This is a genomic window from Paenibacillus sp. FSL K6-1217 (assembly GCF_045040735.1).
GTDB lineage: Bacteria > Bacillota > Bacilli > Paenibacillales > Paenibacillaceae > Paenibacillus_AQ.
Window position 1 is genome coordinate 6934712 of the sequence record NZ_CP150271.1, and the last position, 18576, is coordinate 6953287.

Here is an 18576-nt window from a genome sequence, read left to right on the forward strand (position 1 = left end):
AAGCAACAGTGTGGCTTGAGAGTTATAGAGTGAAATAGAATTCTTATGGAGTGTACTGCTGCACGATCGATACAATCTGTCCATTCTTGATCGTGAGGTGATAAGGCGAGCCGCTTAAATCGAATATATCGGTCTTGGCAAATTCATGAATGAACTGCTTCAGGGTGAGCGGCTCGTTCCAGTTGATATCCAGCTCTTCAAGGTTGCCGGTGTGGTCATAGATCTGCATGGCGACCTTGGCATCCGGGGCTACTGTGTAGGTATTCAGCGAGTCGCTGTCATTCACGATATAGTAGCCGTCCGGGGCACCGCCGATTTCGGCTGCGGATTCCGGCTCCCGCTGAGCGAAGACGGCATCGGCTGCGGCGCCTTCATACCATTCGATCTCATCCCCGGTGAGGGTCGTCTGACCGTCCCGGGTCTCTATGGAATGTATATACACGGTCAGATGCTGAGTAGAACTCTCACTCTTTGCATCTGCTGTTTTTATAGTCGTGCTTGCCGTAGTTACGAGGGAAAGGAACAACAGGACCAGTAGAGGAAGCAGGTAGACGTTTTTGTTTTTTAACATTATGAATTTCCCCCTTAATGTAAGATGACACGGCATGAGTCTACACCACCTATATACCCTGCCGGCACAATCTCAAACTTGTTTATACCCTAATAAACGTTGATTCTTCAGAAATGTTGCAAAACATTTTTCAATTGGGGATATATAACATTTATTCCGGCTTTGTCAACCACTTTTGAACCGTTCAAACTGGATTGACCTGCCTAATTAAGGGATTTATGATATAGGAATATCTGGGTTTTTACTAGAATATCTGGTTCTTGAGGGGCGGTATTGGTTTGCAACAACACACTACAATTCAAGCAGAACTGGCTGCTTTTCTTAGAAAAGGAGGCCAGACCATCAATCAGTTCGCAGGAATATCCGGTGTCAATTCGGGAACGCTCAGCAGCATTATTAATGGCAACCGTCCTATTGCCATGCAGCAGCTTGACCGGATTACCGCCGGGATGGGGCTTCCTGAAGGAGCATTTTATGAGCTATATATAGATGAATGTGTCGTTCATTCCGCGCCCGACTGGCGGCGGCTGGGTCCCTTCCTGCACCGCTGTGCGGAGCTGGACAAGCTGGAGTGTATCCGGCAGGTGGTTCAAATTATTATGGACAATATTACATACGCTCCGCTGCTGTATGATACGGCGGAGGAATTCTATGGTAAAGGCAAGCTTCAGGCAGCGGCGCTGCTGTATGAAGGGGTAGCCGACAGTGAGAAATATCAGCATTCGGAGCGGCTGGCCATGTGCCAGTACCGGCTGTTCACGATCCGGACCGGCCAGAGCCCGGAGGCGGATTTCCGCGCGGCGACCCGGTTCGAGTATTTCGTAGACCGTCTGGAGGAAATAGACCAGTTAGAGGCACTCAGGCAACTGGCGGATATCTATATTCGATTGCAGCACTGGGAGAAGGCCAGACTGCTGGCGGAGGGGCTGCATCACAAGACATCTATCCAGTATGAAATCAGATATTACAAAACCAGAAAGAAGAAGGAGCTGAGGCAGGCGTCCCGACCGCTTTGCTTCTATATACTGTATGCTTACTGGCTGCAGTCAAAGGTATGCGAGGAATCGGGCGAATATGAGCGGGCGCTGGAATATGTAAGCTTGTACTCTGAAATGAACTGGATTGTGGAGAAATCGGAAGAGGTTCAGCAGATCCGGGAGCAGTTCAGCAGGCTTGGTCTAGTCTATGCGTCTCTATACCGGCTGATGTGCGGTGAGCTTGAGCTTCTTCCCGAGGTTGTGGAATATATCGGCACCCCCGAGCTGGGAATGCTGGACGGGCTGCTTAAGGCAGTGCAGGCAGCGAACCGGTATGGCTGGGAGGTGGATGGGCTGATCAGCCGCTTCCAGCCGCTGCTTGCGCCGGAGAGCGCGGCCTTCGGGCAAGAGGAAGGGACTTCCGGCCGGGAGAAGGAGACGCCCGATCTATATCCGGTACTGTTCTATGAGCTGGCGGTGTACTCATTCAAGGCAGAGAAGGCGGGGCAGGCAGAGCAGAGACTCGAGCAGGGGCTGCACTATCTGTTCGGCAGCCTGGAGGCTTCGGCTGCCCTGGGCAGCACAGCCTGCGTGATCCGCTGTGTAAGATTATTCGAGCAATTCCGGCCGCATGCTTCAGCGGAGGACCGGGACCGGTATAAGCGTCTGATCAACAAAGTCCAGCTGGCCCACACCGGAGCGAAGCGGACCATAGAATCCCTGCGGGAGTAACGAAGCTGTTTACAGAATATATAATAAAGCTCCTCACAGACATAAGTAAACCCGGCTCCCAAGGCCAATTTCACTGACTTTAAGGCCGGGATTGCCCGGGTTTATCTTTTTCATCCCATCCCAATTCCTTCCTCAGCCTATTTTTGTGAATTTTGCAGGTTTTTGCTGTGTTTTTTCTGTTATGATAAGGACCAGTCAAGTTTATGGTAACATATTTAGGTTTTGGAAATGGGGTTCTGGAACGACGATGGAGATGAACGATACCGGCAGTTCGGCGATTCGCAATATAGAGGATGCCGCAGACCGGATGATAGAGCTGTTAAGCCAACTTTTCAAGTCAAACACGATTCTGATTTCGGTGCGTGGTGTAAGCTCAAATCCCCTGTTGCGGATGTTCAACCAGGAAGAGCTGTTGGGGCTGGATACAGATGGATCTGTGTTGTTTGATTCTATTGGCAGTCTGATCCTTCTGAATGACAATCGGCCGTTACTGGTCTCTGATACGCATAAACAGCCCGCGTCCCCTGCACTTGACTTCATTCACACACAGGGAGTACATTCGTTCATTGGCGTTCCTCTGCTCACTGAGGATGGCGAATCTCTGGGAACGATCTGCCTGCTGGACGCTGCCGGGCGGCATACGAAGGAAGACCTGGACCTCTTAGGCGCTATGGCTTATTTTTTCACCTATATTATGAACTTGGAACGGAAGCTTGAAGATTTGGAACAGCGGAGTCAATCGAAAATGGATCTGTTCGCCATGCTCAGCCATGAAATCCGCACCCCGATGAACGGTATTATCGGCATGACGGATCTGATGATGACGACTGAAATGAACGAGGAGCAGCAGTATTACATGGAGATCATTGAATCGAGTAATGCCAAGCTGCTGCAATTCCTGAACGATGTTCTGGATTTCAGCAAGATGGAAGCAGGCAAGCTGTTCATTGAAAAGGAACCGTTCGATATTATCACCGCATTGGAAGAGAGCGTCTATCTGTTCTCCACCAAGGCTTTTGAGAAAAACCTGGAGGTTATTCTGAATGTGGATTCAGAGATTCCCTTGTATGTTCTGGGGGATGCCCCCAAGATACGCCAGATCATCATGAATATCGTAAGCAACGCCCTGAAGTTCACCCACGCCGGGGAGATTTTGATTGAGCTGAAATCCTTGCCTGTTCACCGTGAAGAAATAGGGATTAGGATCACGGTTACGGATTCTGGTATAGGTATAGCGCAGGATAAGCTGAAGCTGCTGTTCAACAAATATACCCAGGTTCACCAGAGCAGCGAGCTGCATCATTACGGAGGTACCGGACTGGGGCTGGCCATCTGTAAACAGCTGGTGGAGCTGATGGGGGGAGAGATCTCTGCGGAAAGCCAGGAAGGGACAGGGACGAAGCTGGAAGTCACGCTGTATCTTGAGAAATATACAAGCCTGCCCTCGATTCCCTTCGAGAAGGATGTGCTTGCCGCAATTAAGATTCTGGTTGTGGATGATAATCAGACCAGTCTGCATGTCATCTCTTCAGTACTTGAGGACTGGAGTGTGGCAGTGTCTTCAGCCCAGACTGCCGGGGAAGCCCTGGAGATTCTGGCAGCAAATAACGATTATGATCTAATCCTTATGGACAAGGATATCTCAGGGACAGAAGCCACAGAGCTTGCCAAGCACATGCGCCAGCTTGCTCCGGGCAGGAAGCTGCCCGTCATTCTGCTTGCCCCCCTGGGAACGAATCTGGACGAGGAGACCAAAGCGCAGTTTGCCTCCATCATTATCAAGCCCATCCGCAAGGTGCATCTGCTTAATAACATCTTGGCTTTGCTGAAGCATAGTAAGCCGGAGTCCTGATAGCGCATACTCCTCCTGGTGTTCTGCAACCAGTGAGATATCCATAGCCATACTTAATATAGCCTGTTTGAAGCCGGTGCCTGCCGGAATTCAAACAGGCTATTTGGTGCAGGTGGAGAGGGAGACGGAGGGTTGCCCTGTACATACGGTAGATCCATGCTACGCATACGGTGAGTTCACTATTTCATGCGCTGCGTATTGTCGGACCGGGCGTTCAGGTGACATAATCGAAGAGCAGGCATCTGCACACAGGAAGGCGTGAAGGACTTGGACTATTTCCGGAAGCAATCGTTCCGCAGCAAATTAAAAACCGCATTCGTAGCCGTGATCCTCCTCTCCGTGCTCATGACCGGGGGACTGTCGTACTCCATCTCGGCGGCGATTCTGGAGAAGAATGCGCTGAAGCTCACTCAGGATACCGTGGTCAAATCCGCGCAGATTATCGACGAGAAGCTGAACAAGCTGATGCTGATTATGATGACCTTCATGATCAGCCAGCCTTTTCACGATATGATGAGGGATGTGGTCACCGGGGATACGGGCCGGTATTACACTCACCTGAACGATCTTGATAACGTTTTCTCGCAGGCGCGGATTGCCGAGCCGCTGATCCAGTCGATCTATGTGTCCACGCCGATCGGGGAGTTCTACCCTTCGTCCATGAACCGCAACCGCCTGACGGAATTCAAGGACACCTTCCTGTATGAGCGTATCGAACAGGAGAAGAAAAATACGTGGGTCGAAGGCCATGAGGATATGCTGTTCTCCGGGAAGGACCGGGTCATTTCACTGATTCTGGAGCCCATATTCGATACAGCGGTCCGCGGGGTCTATATCATTGTCAATATCCGTGAAGACGGCTTCCGCAAGCTGGTGAGCGGGGACACCGGCGGCGGGGCGCGCAGCTTCCTGCTGAACGCGGCAGGCAGTCCCGTCTATTCGGTGAAGGACCCGCTGGTCCGGCAGGCGGTGGAGGGCAGTGATCTGACCGGGATGATCAGCCGCAGCCGGGATCTCAGCAATACCTTCAAGCTGGGCGGCGAATCGTATCTGCTGAACTATGCGCATCTGGGCATTGCCGATTGGACGATGACCACGATTCAGTCCAAAGCCGGCGTGCTGAAGGATATGATCTATGTGAAATGGCTGCTTGTGGTGGTGGCCCTCGCGGCCTTCACCGTTACAATGATGGTATCAGGAGCTTTTACACGTTATCTGCTGGGTCCGCTGCAAGGCCTGATGAAGGTGATGAAGCGGGTGGAGAGCAACGATCTGACTGCCCGATTCGAGAGCGGAAGCGGGGACGAGCTGGCCCAGGTCGGCATGCGGTTCAACCAGATGCTGGAGCAGATCGTAGTGCTGATCGGGGAGGTCACACAGGCGCAGACCAATAAGCGCTCGGCAGAGATCAAGGCCTTGTCGGCGCAGATGGACCCCCATTTCTTGTACAACACGCTGAATACGATCTATTGGAAGCTGAATCTGAAGCAGGTGAAGCAGTCGCAGAGCATGGTTGTATCCCTGTCCCGGCTGTTCCAGCTCGGGCTGAACAAGGGGCAGGAGATCACGACGCTGTCCAAGGAGCTGGAGCATGTCCGCCAGTATCTGGAGCTCCAATGCAGCTGTTATGAAGGGCTGTTCCATTATGAGATCTATGTGGAGGATGAAGCGCTGGTTACCCTCCCGATTCCGCGCATTCTGCTTCAGCCGCTGGTGGAGAACAGCATTCTGCACGGCTTCCGCAACCGGGAGAGCGGGGGGCAGATCGATATCGAAGTCTTCGATGAGGGAGAACGCTGGTGTCTTAAGGTCCGCGACAACGGAGCGGGCATGGACGAGGAGGCGGTCCGTGCACTGTTCCGGCGGGAGTCGGAGAAGGGCTATGCCGTATCCAATCTGATCCGCAGGCTGCAGCTCTACTACGGGGACAGTGCAGCAATCCGGGTGGACAGCGAACCGGGCCGGGGGACGGCGGTTAGTATATCTTTACCGAAACGGGAGGAGCATCAGGATGGACGATCATAATGTAACCCTGTGTATCATTGATGATATTAAAAGCGTCGTGGAAGGCCTGGCCTGCATGAACTGGGCGGAGCACGGCATCCGGGTGGCAGGGACAGCGGCCAACGGTGAGGATGGGCTGGACCTGATCGCGGAGCTGCGTCCGGATCTGGTCATTACGGATATCCGTATGCCGAGGATGGACGGGCTGACCATGCTGCGTGCTGTACTGGAACGCCACCGGGACTGTAAAATCATTCTGGTCAGCGGCTATGCCGACTTTGAATATGCGCAGCAGGCGGTACAGCTCGGCGCATTCGACTTCGTGGTCAAACCGTTTACGGAAGAGGAGATCATGAAGGCGGTGCTGCGGGCGAAGTCGGAGATTATGGAGGAGCGTTCCAGACAGGATACCGTCCGGGAGATGGAGAACAAGCTGCGGGAGAGTCTGCCGGTGCTGCGGCAGGAATATTTCTCCCTGCTGGTCAGCCACAGAACGTCGTGGGAGCAGGCAGCGGCGCGCTGGGAATTCCTGAATATCGATCTGAAGCCGCAGGGGTTCGTGGTCATGCTGCTTGAGATCGATCACTTTCAGGAGCGGGCGGCCGAGCTGTCCATCCGCGAGGTGGAGCTGATCCGCTTCTCCCTGTTGAATATCACCCAGGAGACCATTGCCGAACATACACGCTGCGTGGTATTCCGCGCCAGGCTTAACCGCTATCTGGCGGTGATGAATGACAGTGGTCCGGCCAGTGCGGTGGAGATTGCCGAACGCTGCTGCAAGAACATTGAACAGTATACCAAGTTCACGGTTTCGGTCGGGGTGGGCGGCCGGGTGGAGGAGACCAGCGAGCTGCCGGATTCCTACCGCCAGGCGCACGGGGCACTGGCCCACCATCTGTTCACCGAGGGCAATGCGGCCATTATGTATGACGATATTCATCAGAATGGAAGCCAGGAGCCGCTGGCGCTGGAGTATAAGGATGAGCTGCTGCTGGCGCTGCGCTCCGGCAATGTCAGCCGGACAGGCTCAATCCTGTCAGCAATTGCTGAGACGCTGCAAAGCCTCATCTCCGGGCACAATCCCGATTATCTGCTCAGTCTCTATGAGGAGCTGGCCGCATCAGCGATCCGCACCTTCTACGAGCTGGTTCCCTACAGGGAGATTCAGCCGCTGATCCAGCGGTTCAGGACGGTACAGGGAACAGCGGGGATGCCGCTCGCTTCCCTGCAGCGGCTGCTGCTGGACCTGTGTACAGAAGGGGCCGCCCTGGTGCGGCGCAATAGCCTGTCCGAAGGACAGAAGGTCATTTATGAAGCGATAGACTATATCAGGGGCCGCTTGTCCGAGGATATCACTGTCGGTGAATGTGCGGCTCATGTTCATCTCAGTGCCAGCTATTTCTCCAGCCTGTTCAAAAAGGTGAGCGGGGTGACCGTTACCCAGCATATTACCGCAGAGCGCATTCACAGGGCCAAGCTGCTGCTGGTGGAAGGGGCACAGGTGCAGGAGGTGGCATCTGCTGTGGGGTATGAGGAGCGCAGATACTTCAGCGAGATGTTCAAGAAGATCACCGGACAGACGCCGTCGGAGTTCAGGGCGGGGTACCACCCGGACCGCCAGGAGGAGCCTTACCTGTGACAGCGTCCGATCCACGCCGGTGCAGCGTTCTTTATGCCAATTATTTCACACATACCCAGCCTCACTCTGTTCAGTATCAAGATGGGTTATCCTGCTATCTTTTCAGACTTCAGATGGAAGGGACCTGCCGCGCGCTGGTAGAAGGAAAGTACGAGACGATCATCCCCGGCGATCTGCTGATCTATGCTCCGGATCAGCCGTACGAGCTGATCGTCCAGCCCCGCAGCGCTCCGGGGTCAGGCGGAGTTCAGCCCGCCTCTGATTATTTCCTGATCGGCAGCGGGGACTGGCTCGACTCCTGGTGGCAGGACCGCAGGCTGCCGGCCCGGACGAATATCGGCTTTGACGATACGGTCATAACCTTATGGAAGCATATGGCCGGCGAGAAGAGGAAAGTGATGCAGCATCAGGAGGAGATGCTGGATTACCTGCTCAGAACGTTCTGCCTGACGCTGGAGCAGGTGATTCAGGCCAGAAGGCGCACCAAAGGGGCGGAGACCGCCTACAGGCTGAAGCAGTTCATTGACAATCATGCCCATGAACCGCTCAGCCTGGAGCAGATCTCCGCCTCCGCCGGGCTAAGTATATCCCGCGCTTCCAGCCTGTTCAAAGCCGCTTTTGGCCAATCGCCGTTCGCCTACTGTATTGATGTCAGGCTGAAGTCTGCCGGGCAGCAGGTGCTCTACAGCACACTTTCACTGGAGCAGGTTGCCGACAATACGGGTTTCCAGAGCTATGCCCATTTCTGCCGGATGTTCCGGGAACGGTATGGTGCTCCCCCGGGAGAGTACCGGCGCAGCTTCGGCTTCCGGTTCAATCCCGGGTGAGTCCGGTGGTGTACAGCACCTGATTGGATGTAAGGAGCAGGGCTTGCAGCTGTCCATACTCAACATTCTGAACGATGCCGTCCGCCTCAAGCGCCAGTACAGCAGCGGCTGCCGCCGATTGTCCCAGAATCATGAAGACCGGCTCCATCCGGATGGAGCCGTAGGCCGCGTGAGTGGCCGACAGGCATACCGGTACGATCAGATTGGTGCATTCGCTGCGCTTCGGCAGCATCGCCCGGTAGCTGATCGGGTAAGGTTCAGCCAACCGGATATAGAATCCGCCCTCTGTGCTCACATGCCCGTCTTCGTTCACATAATACTGCGTATGATGCGAGTCCATGGCGAAGGAGCCCATTCCGGCGGAATCCGGCACCAGGTGCTCCCGCCTTACATCATGCTCCGTCACCACATAATCTCCGGTCATTCTGCGGGATTCCCTGATATAGAGCTGGGATGGCCAGTGGCCGCTGTCCGTAAATTCATCGAGCGGCAGTCCCCACGGCTTATAGAATTCCCTGATCTCCTCCGGCACCTGCGGATGGTTCTGGATCGTCCAGACATACCCCTGCTGATAAATGCGGTGGGCCTCCCATATCTGTTCCCGCGCAGCATAATCCGCCTCCGGATAACTGTGGTTCATGCCGTTGTAATCTGTTGAAATGCCGCTGTTGTTATTGGAATCGGTCTTGTCCGCAGTGACCCGGTTCAGCTTGAAGAAGCGTGAGCGCTGCCCCTGTTCAATGGCCCGGAACAGAAGCTCATAATCGGCTTCGTTATAGCCCTCAGGCTTGCCGATCATCATGCGGTTGTCCGGATTGTCTGTCAGACACATACGGAAGTTATAGGCTTGCAGCTTACGGTCCCCCTCGCCAGCATCACCGCCGCGGTGCGCATTTACACGCGGGAGTAATCCGCTCGAAGGCACTCCTTTAATGACATAGGGGTCAATTCCCGGAGGGAGCTCATTTGCTTCAGGGCCGGGCTGAATGCCATTTAACGTCTCCCCATACTGTGCGTTCGGCTCCCGGCCGACCACATAGGACACGCCGGAATGGCCCATCAGATCTCCCTCGTAAGAGGCATCTATGAACATTTTACCGTGATAGACCTCCCCGGATTCCATGGTGATAGAGGTGATTCTTGCCCCTTGCCGGGTCACGCCGCCCTTCAGCTCAAGCCTCTCCCCGCAGATGACTTCAAGGTTATACTCCGCCACCCAGTCCTGCAGCACCTCAAGCGCGACCTTGGGCTCGAACAGCCAGCATGCCCCGTCCTGCGCATATTTCTGCGCGATCCGCTGGTAGAATTCCAGAGATAAGCCGCCGACAGCCTCCGTTATCCCCACATCCGTATCTCCCAGCCCTCCGCTGGTCATCCCTCCAATTCTCCGGCTCTGCTCGATGACTACCGCACTTTTGCCCATGATGGCTGCCTGAACAGCCGCTGCTATACCTGCTGCCGTTCCGCCGTATATGACAAGATCATACTGTTTCATCCGGTTCACTATACTCCTCCTCAACAACGATTTTGCCTGCAGAAATGATTATAAGCCGCTGACCGGACCCGCGTGAATGATGGATCTTCCTGTTTCATTTGACGGATCTTACTGTTTTGCCGGGAAGGGCGGTTTCAGGAAAAAAGTCTTTTGAATTCGCGGGTAGCCTATGATAAGTTGATTGCTGAAAAATGGAATATGCCTCTGAGTTCATGAGGTAAATCGGGAGGAACTTATGAAACCACAATTTCGCTATTTGGACAAACCGGCGCTTGAGCCTGTACCAGGCTGTGACTGGGCGGACAAAATGGTTCTGAATCCGGCTATCATTCAGGACCCGGACTCGAATGACATTCATATGCTCTTCCGGGCAACGGGCCCGTGGCCGCAGGCAAGAAGAGAGGGCTGCCATGATCCCTATCCGATTTTTTTGGGGTATGCGCGGAGCAGGGACGGGGGAGAGACATGGGAGGCAGACTTTGCAAGACCTGCTCTGGCTCCGGCTCTCGGGTACGAAGAGGATGAACTGTATATCACGGATATTTACGGAACAAGGGTGCGGAATTATGCCAACGGCTGTGTGGAAGACCCCCGTATCTTCTATATCGGGAACGAGCTGTATCTCACGGTAGCCTGCCGGGCCTTTCCCCCTGGCCCCTACTGGCTTAGCAGCCAGCAGCCTCCGGTTCAGACGCGCTTTGAATATGTCCCGGATTGGATCTTTGCGGAAAAGAGGACAGACCCGTTCATTCAATCGGCCCGGGCGAATGATACGGTCAGCGTTCTGTACAAGCTGAATTTGGCCAAGCTGAAAGAGGGGGAATATGAAGACGCTTTCGGGTATGTAGGCCCGCTTACCGAGGGGCATGTCAGCGATAACCGCGATGTGTTCCTGTTTCCTGAGAAGATGAGAATTGCAGGTAAATGGCAATATGTGATGCTGCACCGGCCGATGAATGGCCTTCCCTTTGCAGGCGGGGAAGAGGCGGGCAAGCCCTCCATATATCTGGCGGCGGCGGAATCGATTGCGGATTTTGCTTCACCTGCTGCAGTCCACCGGCTGCTGGCCAGCCCGCTGTTTGATTGGGAGGAGAACCGTGTGGGGGCAAGCTGGCCGCCGGTCGCCCTGGGGAATCAGGAGTGGCTGGTGGCTTACCACGCTAAGAAGAATGTGCAGTTTGGCTATACGCAGTCCTTCATGATCCTCAGGGAACAGGAGAATGATTTTCCGGTTATTATCCACCGCTGCTCCGAGCGTCTAATGTATGCGGAGCGGGATTGGGAGATGCCGGAGGATTATCCTACACCTTGTCTATTTACCACAGGAGGTATTGTCGTGGGGGAGGATTTAATTATGTCTTATGGCGCTGCGGATCAGAAGGCGGGTATCGCCTGGGTTCATTTTGCGGAATTAGTGGGGTACATCCGGAAATTTGATGAGAACGGCATCCTGCTGTAACAAGGAGCACGTCCGCTGCTGCCTGCCGCAAAGAATAGAATTCTGTCCCTCAAGAGTGAGTCTGCCGCACTCCTTTTGCGGGAGGGGTAACCTATAATAGAGAACGAGCTCACAATACAAATGTCAATCAAAGGGGTAGAACGTATGCAGAAAAAATGGTTGGGTCTCAGCCTGAGCCTCATGCTGGCCGCTGGAATTACCGGCTGCGGCGGGAACAATAACGGTAACGGTGCTACGGCGGAGGGAATACCCGGAGCGGCAACAACGAGTCCCACAGCTTCGGCCGCAGCAGCAACAGGCGAGCCGATACAGCTTAAATACTGGACCGATGACCGTCATGATCAGGAATATATCAAGGAATTGGTCAATAAGTTCAATGAGACGAACGGCGAGAATATCCAGGTGGAATTGACGGTCATGTCCGAGAATTACGCGCAGAGCGTTGACATTGCCTTCACCAGCAACCAGGCACCGGATATCCTCCGTCTGAAGAGCGGTAATACCCCCGAATTTGTCAAAAAAGGCTATCTCGCTCCGATTGACGGTTACCTGACCGATGAGATCAAAACGAAATTCGGCAGCCTGCTGATCGATGGTGTCAACCGTTTTGACGGCAAGGTGTATTCTTTGGCCAATACCGGTCTCACCCTGCGTCTGATCTACAATAAAGATCTCTTTGACAAAGCAGGCATCGCGAATCCTCCGGTCTCGCTGCAGGAAATGGTCGATGCTGCCAAGAAAATTACTGAAGCCGGCAAATCCGAGGGTGTCTACGGCTTCGCGCTGAACTTCAAAAGTCCGAAGGCGGCCTTTGACCGTTCGGTCCGCGAGATTCTCTCCTTGAGCGGCTATCAGGGCCTCGGTTTTGACTTGAAGACAGGCCAGTTTGACTTCGCACCTTATTCCCAGGTTATCGAGTATTTCAAGCAAATGTACGAGGACAGAAGTATTCTGCCGGGTGCGGAGACTCTGGATATCGACCCGCTGCGCGCCCAATTTGCCGCAGGTAAAATCGGCATGTACCTCAGCTTCTCGACGGAACCGGGTGTATACCAAGACCAGTTCCCCACAGAGATCAACTGGGCAGGTACGCTGGCCCCTACGCTGGACGGGCAGATTAAGGGAACCTCGGAGATCGTATCCGCCGGTACCTGGCTCGGGATCAGTGCGAAATCAGCGCATCAGGAGGCCGCCTGGAAATTCATGCAGTACATGTACGGCGACGATATTCTGAAGACGTATCATGAGAAGGGCTTCGGGATTGCTGTTGTGCCGAGCATTGTGGAGCAGGCCAAGAAGCCGGAAATTGGCGGTATGGAAGGCTTCCTGGTCGGCGAGCATGACTCTCTCTGGCCTGCTGTGCCGAACGTTACGCCGGAAGGCGCTACCTATGCGGATGCTTTTTTCAAATACATGCTCTCGGGCGGAGATGCCAAGGCCATTGCTGCTGATCTGAATACAAGATACAATGCCGCATTGTCCAAAGCAGTGGAGAAGGGCGAAGTTACCGTTACGCCTGACCCGGCATTTAATCCAATGAAGCCGCAGGGAGAATAACGGGTAGAAAGGGGCTTGTACGGGATTCCCGGATCAGCCCCTTTGCTTTCCCTGAAGGAGACCAATCATGATCTATAAATGGAAAAGACTTGGGGAGAATTCCCTGTTCCTTGCACCGAGCATCATACTGACGCTCACTCTCGGCATCTATCCTCTGATCTGGATGCTGCGCTATATGTTCTATGATTATGCCGGCTACGGCGAGGCACTGTTCATCGGGCTGGACAATTTCAGCCGGCTGCTGCGGGACAGCCTGTTCTGGGAATCGGTCCGCAATACCTTCATCTTTGCCGGAGGCAAGCTGCTGCTGACTCTGCCGCTGTCTCTGCTGCTGGCGGTCATTCTCAACGGCAGATTGCGCGGGTCGAATTTGCTCCGGGGCATTTATTTCATGCCGACGGTCATTAGTACTGCGGTCATCTCGGTTGTTTTTTATAACATCTTCAATTCCTATAACGGGATGGTTAACACGGTTCTGATGAAGTTGCATCTCGTCTCCCAGCCGGTTGACTGGCTCGGTCCGAAGCATGCGATGCTGACGGTTATTATCGTGGCGGTGTGGGGTGCAGTCGGGAACTATATGCTGCTCTTCCTCGCCGGGCTGCAGAGCATTCCGCAGGACCTGTACGAGAGCGCGTCCATCGACGGAGCGAACGCCGGAAGACGCTTCTGGAATATTACGCTTCCGATGCTGGCTCCGGTAGCCCAGATGGTCATTATGCTGGCGATTATCGCTTCCCTGAAGGGCTATGAGAGCATCATGGTCATCACCGAAGGCGGACCGATCGGCAAAACGGAAGTCATGTATCTCTATCTCTACAAGCTGCTATTCCCTGTATCCACCGGTTCACCGGTAACGCAGCAGCTCGGTTACGGCAGCGCCGTGGGCTTCGCCACCGCTGTGATTGTCGGAGCGGTAACCGGCCTGTATTTCTTCTTCAGCCGCAAAATGAACAAGGTGTATTAGGAGGCCCGATCATACTATGAATGAACATGTGATATCCAAACAGCCGGCGGGACAGCCGCAGACTGCCGACCGGCCAACCGGCTATGCCGGCAGAATAGCGGTCCGGACGCTTATGTGGCTGTTCCTGCTGACAACGGCGATCCTGACCTTGTTTCCGCTGCTGATGACGCTGACCGGCTCGCTGAAGACCGGGGCCGAGATGATGACCGGCGGTAGCCTGCTTCCGGCGAAGCTGCAATTCGCGAATTATGCGGAAGCCTGGAAACAGGCCAATTTTGCCCGGTATACCTGGAACAGTGCTTTTATGAGCGTGATGGTTACGGTCGGTACGCTGCTGGTTGCTTCGATGGCTGCCTATGTGGTAGACCGGCGTGATTTCCCCGGCAAAAGGATATTTGTAACAGTACAGGCGTCCATGATGTTCATTTCGGTAGGGGCCATTGTCCTGCGCCCGCAGTTCGACCTGATGGTTGCGCTGCATCTGAATACCACGCTGTGGGGAGTCATACTGATTCTGGTCAGCGCCCATTCCAGCACTTTTTTCATGCTGCAGGGCTTCTTCAAGGCGATTCCCCGGGAGCTGGACGAGGCGGCAATGGTGGACGGTTCCGGCTTCATCCGCACGTTCTTCCGTATCATTCTGCCGCTGCTGACTCCGGGACTTGGGGTTGCCGGACTCTTCGCCTTCCGCCATGCCTGGAACGAGTATATTCTGCCGCTGGTGTTCACGATGACCAATCCGAAGCTGCAGACGCTTACGGTCGGGCTGGCGAATCTCCGCTACGGCTCCTCTGCCGCGATGCAGATTCATCTGATGATGGCCGGGGCCTGCCTGTCGATCCTGCCGATGCTGCTGGCGTATATTCTGGCGAACAAGACGTTCATCCAGGTTACTGCCGGTTCGGTGAAGGGGTAGTACTAATCTTGTATGTGCAAAGGAGAATCTTTTACAATGAACGATCTAACGATAGGAAGACTTACCTCAAATCAGGTGATGGTCCGGCATCCGCGTAATCCGGTGTTGAAGCCTGCGGATGTTCCTTACGGACCCGCCATGGTATTCAATGCAGGCGTGGCCAAATTCAAAGGCAGATACGTAATGGTATTCCGCAATGATTACGGGGATGAGAGTAAGGAAATCGTTGCCCCTCATCATACAACCAATCTGGGGCTGGCGTTCAGCGATGACGGGGTAAACTGGGAGGTGCAGCCGGAGCCGTGCTGGTCCTGGCATGATGAGGAAGTGGTCCGGGTGTATGATCCGCGCCTGACCGTGATAGGGGAACGCTGTTATCTGTGCTTCGCGGTGGATACGCTGCACGGGCTGCGCGGCGGCATCGCCGTGACGGACGATTTCCGCTCCTTCGAGGTGCTGAGCCTGTCGCTGCCGGATAACCGCAATATGGTGCTGTTCCCGGAGAGAATCGGCGGCAGATATGTAAGGCTGGAGCGCCCGCTGCCCGTCTACAGCAGGGGCGGCCGGGACCGCTTCGACATGTGGATGAGCGATTCCCCCGACCTGAAGTACTGGGGGAATCATAAGCTGCTGCTGGCGGTCGAGCAGGTGGCTTACGCCAATGACAAGGTAGGTCCCGGTGCACCGCCGGTCAAGACGGACAAGGGCTGGCTGACTACCTTCCATGCCGTGGACCTTAACCGCAGCCGGGGCAAGAACGGCTGGGAGGACAGCTGGAAGAAGCGTTACACCGCCGGAATTATGCTGCTTGACCTTGAAGATCCCAGCCGGATCATCGGCCGGGCGGCGGCTCCGCTGCTTGCTCCCGAGGCGGTGTATGAGACTTCGGGGGGATTCCGCAATAATGTGATTTTTCCCGGCGGGATGATTCTGGAGGATTCGGGGGAGGTAAAAATTTATTACGGTGCTGCGGATACGGTGGAATGTCTGGCGACTGCGCATGTAGATGACCTGCTGCGGCTGTGTCTGGAGAACGGTTCTAACTAACAAAAACTGCCCTACTAAGGAGGACATTATGAATTACGGACATATCACGTTACCGGCTGCCAATGTGCTTGTCTCCCGCGAGGTGGATGTGCTGGTGATCGGCGGAGGGGCGGCAGGGATTGCCGCCGCCGTCTCCGCTGCCGAAGGCGGTGCGAGCACCATGATCGTGGAACAGCGGGGGTATCTGGGCGGAATGGGCACCGTTGCGCTTGTGCCTGCCTTCTGTCCCTACACGGATAAGGTCAAGCCGATTATCCGCGGCCTCGGCCTGAAGCTGATGGAGCGGATGAAGCAGGCCTGCGATCCGGGCTATCAGGAGGAATACCGGGAGTTGCTGGACTGGGTGCCGATTGATCCTGAGGTGCTGAAGCGGGTCTATGACGATGCTATTCTTGAGAGCGGCGTGACCCCGCTGTTTCATACCTTTGTCTATGATGTTGTGCGGTCCCCGGATGGGCAGACCATTGAAGGCGTAATTGTTGTCAACAAATCGGGGAGATCTTTCATCCGCTGCCGGTATATTATCGACTGCACGGGTGACGGGGACATCGCTGCCCTGTCGGGAGTCCCTTTCCAGAAAGGCGGCGGGGAAGGGGAGCTTCAGCCGGGCAGCATGTGTTATCTGCTGGCGAATGTGGACCGCAAGGCGTTCAGCCGCTTCCTGGAAGAGACGGGAGATACGGGGCAGCTGCACCGGACGGTTGAACGGGCAATGGCGGAAGGGGCGCTGCCGGAAGGCCGTAAGTCGATCTCCGGCCTGGCCTGGGTGAGTGATTATCTGGTCGGCGTTAACTTCGGCCATGTCTTCGGGGTGGACGGAACCAAGGCAGAGGAGCTTACACGTGGAGCCATCGAAGGCCGCCGGACGGTGCTGCGGCAGCTGGAATTCTTCCGCAAGTATGTGCCGGGCTTCGGGCAGGCGCATCTGGTGGCGAGCGGGGAGCAGCTTGGCATCCGCGAGACGCGGCGCATTCAAGGCGATTACATGCTGACTGTGGATGATTTCATTGCCGCGCGCTCCTTCCCGGATGATATCGCCCGCAATGCCTATTATATTGATATCCACTTGGCGACCAGCAAGAGCGATATGACCTTCAATCACCTGCCGCCGGGAGTCTCGCATGGGGTGCCTTACAGGATCATGCTTCCGGCAGGCATCCGCAATCTGTGGGTGGCGGGACGTTCCGTGTCTTCAGACCGGGCGGTGCAAGGCTCCCTGCGGGTCATGCCGAACTGCTTCTCGATGGGCCAGGCCTGCGGAACGGCAGCAGCCCTTGCGCTGCGGGACGGCGCGGATTCCCGCAGCATCTCGGTCCCTGAGCTTCAGCAGCGCCTGCTGGATCAGGAGGTGTGGCTGGGGGAGAATTTCATTCCGGGGGCAGCGGACCGGAATCCGGAAGCGGAACAAACGCAGTGAGGGATGAGAAGAACATGAATAGCATGAATAACATTAGGAACGTGAATAACGTGAATAACGTTAGGAACGTGAATAACGTGAATAACGTGAAAAAAATGAGGAACCTTCCTTTGCTGGAGGAGTGGTTCCACGGGGCGGTCTCGCTGGAGCACCGCCAGGAAGGAATTAAGCCCTGGCGTATTCCCTTCCGGGATTACGACTTGTATCCGCCGGACGGGATTGGCGGCAAGGCGGAGATCTGCTCCGGTATCCGGCTGCGGCTGGCCACCGCCTCCCGGACCGTGGCCCTGTCGTTCGGCCCGCTTGCGGATGCTGCGGCCTTCGACTGCATGGCTGGCGGGCGGCTGTTCCAGACGCTGCGGCTTGCAGCGGGCGATACGGAGGCCTTATTCACCGGCCTCCCGCCCGGAAGGAAGGAGCTGGAGATCTATCTGCCGCAGAATACCGGTCTTACGCTAAGCGGCCTGCGGATCGAAGAGGAAGCCGCCGCTGAACCGCTTGCAGATAAGCGGCCGCGCTGGGTAACCTACGGAAGCTCCATCACCCAGTGTGTGGCCGCCTCCAGCCCTTCGCGCACCTGGCCGGTCATTGCCGCCGCGGCATGCGGCTATCATCTGACCAATCTCGGCTTCTCCGGCAACTGCCTGATGGAGCCGATGGCAGGCCGGATGATCCGGGATTTGCCGGCGGAGCTGATTACCTTGTGCGTCGGAGTCAATATATACGGGGCGGCATCCTCCAGCCCGCGGATGTTCACGCCGCTGCTGATTGGCATGCTGGAGACGATCCGCGAGAAGCATAAGGAGACGCCGCTGGTTGTCATCTCCCCGACCTTCGGAACGGAGCGGGAGACGGAGGAGAACAAGCTCGGCTTCACCCTGCCGCTGATGCGCCGGGAGATTGCGGATACGGTGAAGCTGTTGCAGGCGCGGGGAGACCGCTATCTGCATTACATGGACGGTCTGGAATGGTTCGGCCCGGAGGACGGGGACCTGCTCACGGATGGCCTGCACCCCGGAGCCGAAGGCTACGAGCTGCTGGGCAGCCGTTTCGGCGGCAGACTTGCGGCCGCCCTTCAAGCGGCAAGGCAGTAGGGCTGCCTTGCCGGTACATCGT

At 55.5% G+C, this 18576-nt stretch carries 14 protein-coding genes; 12 read left to right on the forward strand and 2 right to left on the reverse strand.

Features of this window, described 5'->3' with window-relative positions; all coding sequences use genetic code 11:
- Window positions 1–43 precede the first annotated feature (43 nt).
- Window positions 44–571, reverse strand: coding sequence for a hypothetical protein (locus MHH28_RS30555; protein ID WP_405109037.1), 528 nt, complete (start codon window positions 569–571; stop codon window positions 44–46).
- Window positions 572–849: 278 nt separating this feature from the next.
- Between MHH28_RS30555 and MHH28_RS30560 the strand changes: the two genes are divergently transcribed.
- The 5 genes from MHH28_RS30560 (at window position 850) to MHH28_RS30580 (ending at window position 8602) form a co-directional block, all read left to right on the forward strand.
- Complete coding sequence (locus MHH28_RS30560) at window positions 850–2280, forward strand: transcriptional regulator (RefSeq protein WP_405109040.1); 1431 nt, start codon at window positions 850–852, stop codon at window positions 2278–2280.
- A gap of 247 nt (window positions 2281–2527) precedes the next feature.
- Complete coding sequence (locus MHH28_RS30565; protein WP_405109043.1) at window positions 2528–4132, forward strand: ATP-binding protein; 1605 nt, start codon at window positions 2528–2530, stop codon at window positions 4130–4132.
- A gap of 258 nt (window positions 4133–4390) precedes the next feature.
- Window positions 4391–6157 carry a sensor histidine kinase gene (locus MHH28_RS30570; protein WP_405109046.1) on the forward strand — a complete coding sequence of 589 codons (1767 nt, stop codon included), beginning with the start codon at window positions 4391–4393 and terminating at the stop codon, window positions 6155–6157.
- A complete protein-coding gene (locus MHH28_RS30575; protein ID WP_405109048.1) occupies window positions 6144–7775 on the forward strand; it encodes a response regulator in 1632 nt (543 codons plus the stop codon). Before MHH28_RS30570 ends, MHH28_RS30575 begins: the two co-directional genes overlap by 14 nt.
- A 113-nt stretch (window positions 7776–7888) precedes the next feature.
- A complete protein-coding gene (locus MHH28_RS30580) occupies window positions 7889–8602 on the forward strand; it encodes a helix-turn-helix domain-containing protein (RefSeq protein ID WP_405109051.1) in 714 nt (237 codons plus the stop codon).
- Here the strand turns inward: MHH28_RS30580 and MHH28_RS30585 are convergent.
- On the reverse strand, window positions 8589–10097 hold the full coding sequence (locus MHH28_RS30585) for an FAD-dependent oxidoreductase (protein ID WP_405117335.1): 1509 nt from the start codon (window positions 10095–10097) through the stop codon (window positions 8589–8591). The two genes, MHH28_RS30580 and MHH28_RS30585, sit on opposite strands and share 14 nt — an antisense overlap.
- Window positions 10098–10332: 235 nt before the next feature.
- Between MHH28_RS30585 and MHH28_RS30590 the strand changes: the two genes are divergently transcribed.
- The 7 genes from MHH28_RS30590 to MHH28_RS30620 all read left to right on the forward strand — a co-directional run bounded on the left by MHH28_RS30590 (window position 10333) and on the right by MHH28_RS30620 (window position 18554).
- Complete coding sequence (locus MHH28_RS30590) at window positions 10333–11556, forward strand: hypothetical protein (protein WP_405109054.1); 1224 nt, start codon at window positions 10333–10335, stop codon at window positions 11554–11556.
- Window positions 11557–11700: 144 nt separating this feature from the next.
- Window positions 11701–13113 carry an ABC transporter substrate-binding protein gene (locus MHH28_RS30595; RefSeq protein WP_405109056.1) on the forward strand — a complete coding sequence of 471 codons (1413 nt, stop codon included), beginning with the start codon at window positions 11701–11703 and terminating at the stop codon, window positions 13111–13113.
- Between the two features lie 67 nt (window positions 13114–13180).
- On the forward strand, window positions 13181–14080 hold the full coding sequence (locus MHH28_RS30600; protein WP_405109059.1) for a carbohydrate ABC transporter permease: 900 nt from the start codon (window positions 13181–13183) through the stop codon (window positions 14078–14080).
- 16 nt (window positions 14081–14096) lie between these two features.
- On the forward strand, window positions 14097–14996 hold the full coding sequence (locus MHH28_RS30605; RefSeq protein WP_405109061.1) for a carbohydrate ABC transporter permease: 900 nt from the start codon (window positions 14097–14099) through the stop codon (window positions 14994–14996).
- A 36-nt stretch (window positions 14997–15032) separates the two neighbouring features.
- Complete coding sequence (locus MHH28_RS30610; RefSeq protein WP_405109064.1) at window positions 15033–16043, forward strand: glycoside hydrolase family 130 protein; 1011 nt, start codon at window positions 15033–15035, stop codon at window positions 16041–16043.
- 28 nt (window positions 16044–16071) lie between these two features.
- Window positions 16072–17460 carry an FAD-dependent oxidoreductase gene (locus MHH28_RS30615; protein WP_405109067.1) on the forward strand — a complete coding sequence of 463 codons (1389 nt, stop codon included), beginning with the start codon at window positions 16072–16074 and terminating at the stop codon, window positions 17458–17460.
- A gap of 23 nt (window positions 17461–17483) precedes the next feature.
- Entirely contained in the window at window positions 17484–18554 is a 1071-nt protein-coding gene (locus tag MHH28_RS30620) for an SGNH/GDSL hydrolase family protein (protein ID WP_405109070.1), read from the forward strand.
- Window positions 18555–18576 lie beyond the last annotated feature (22 nt).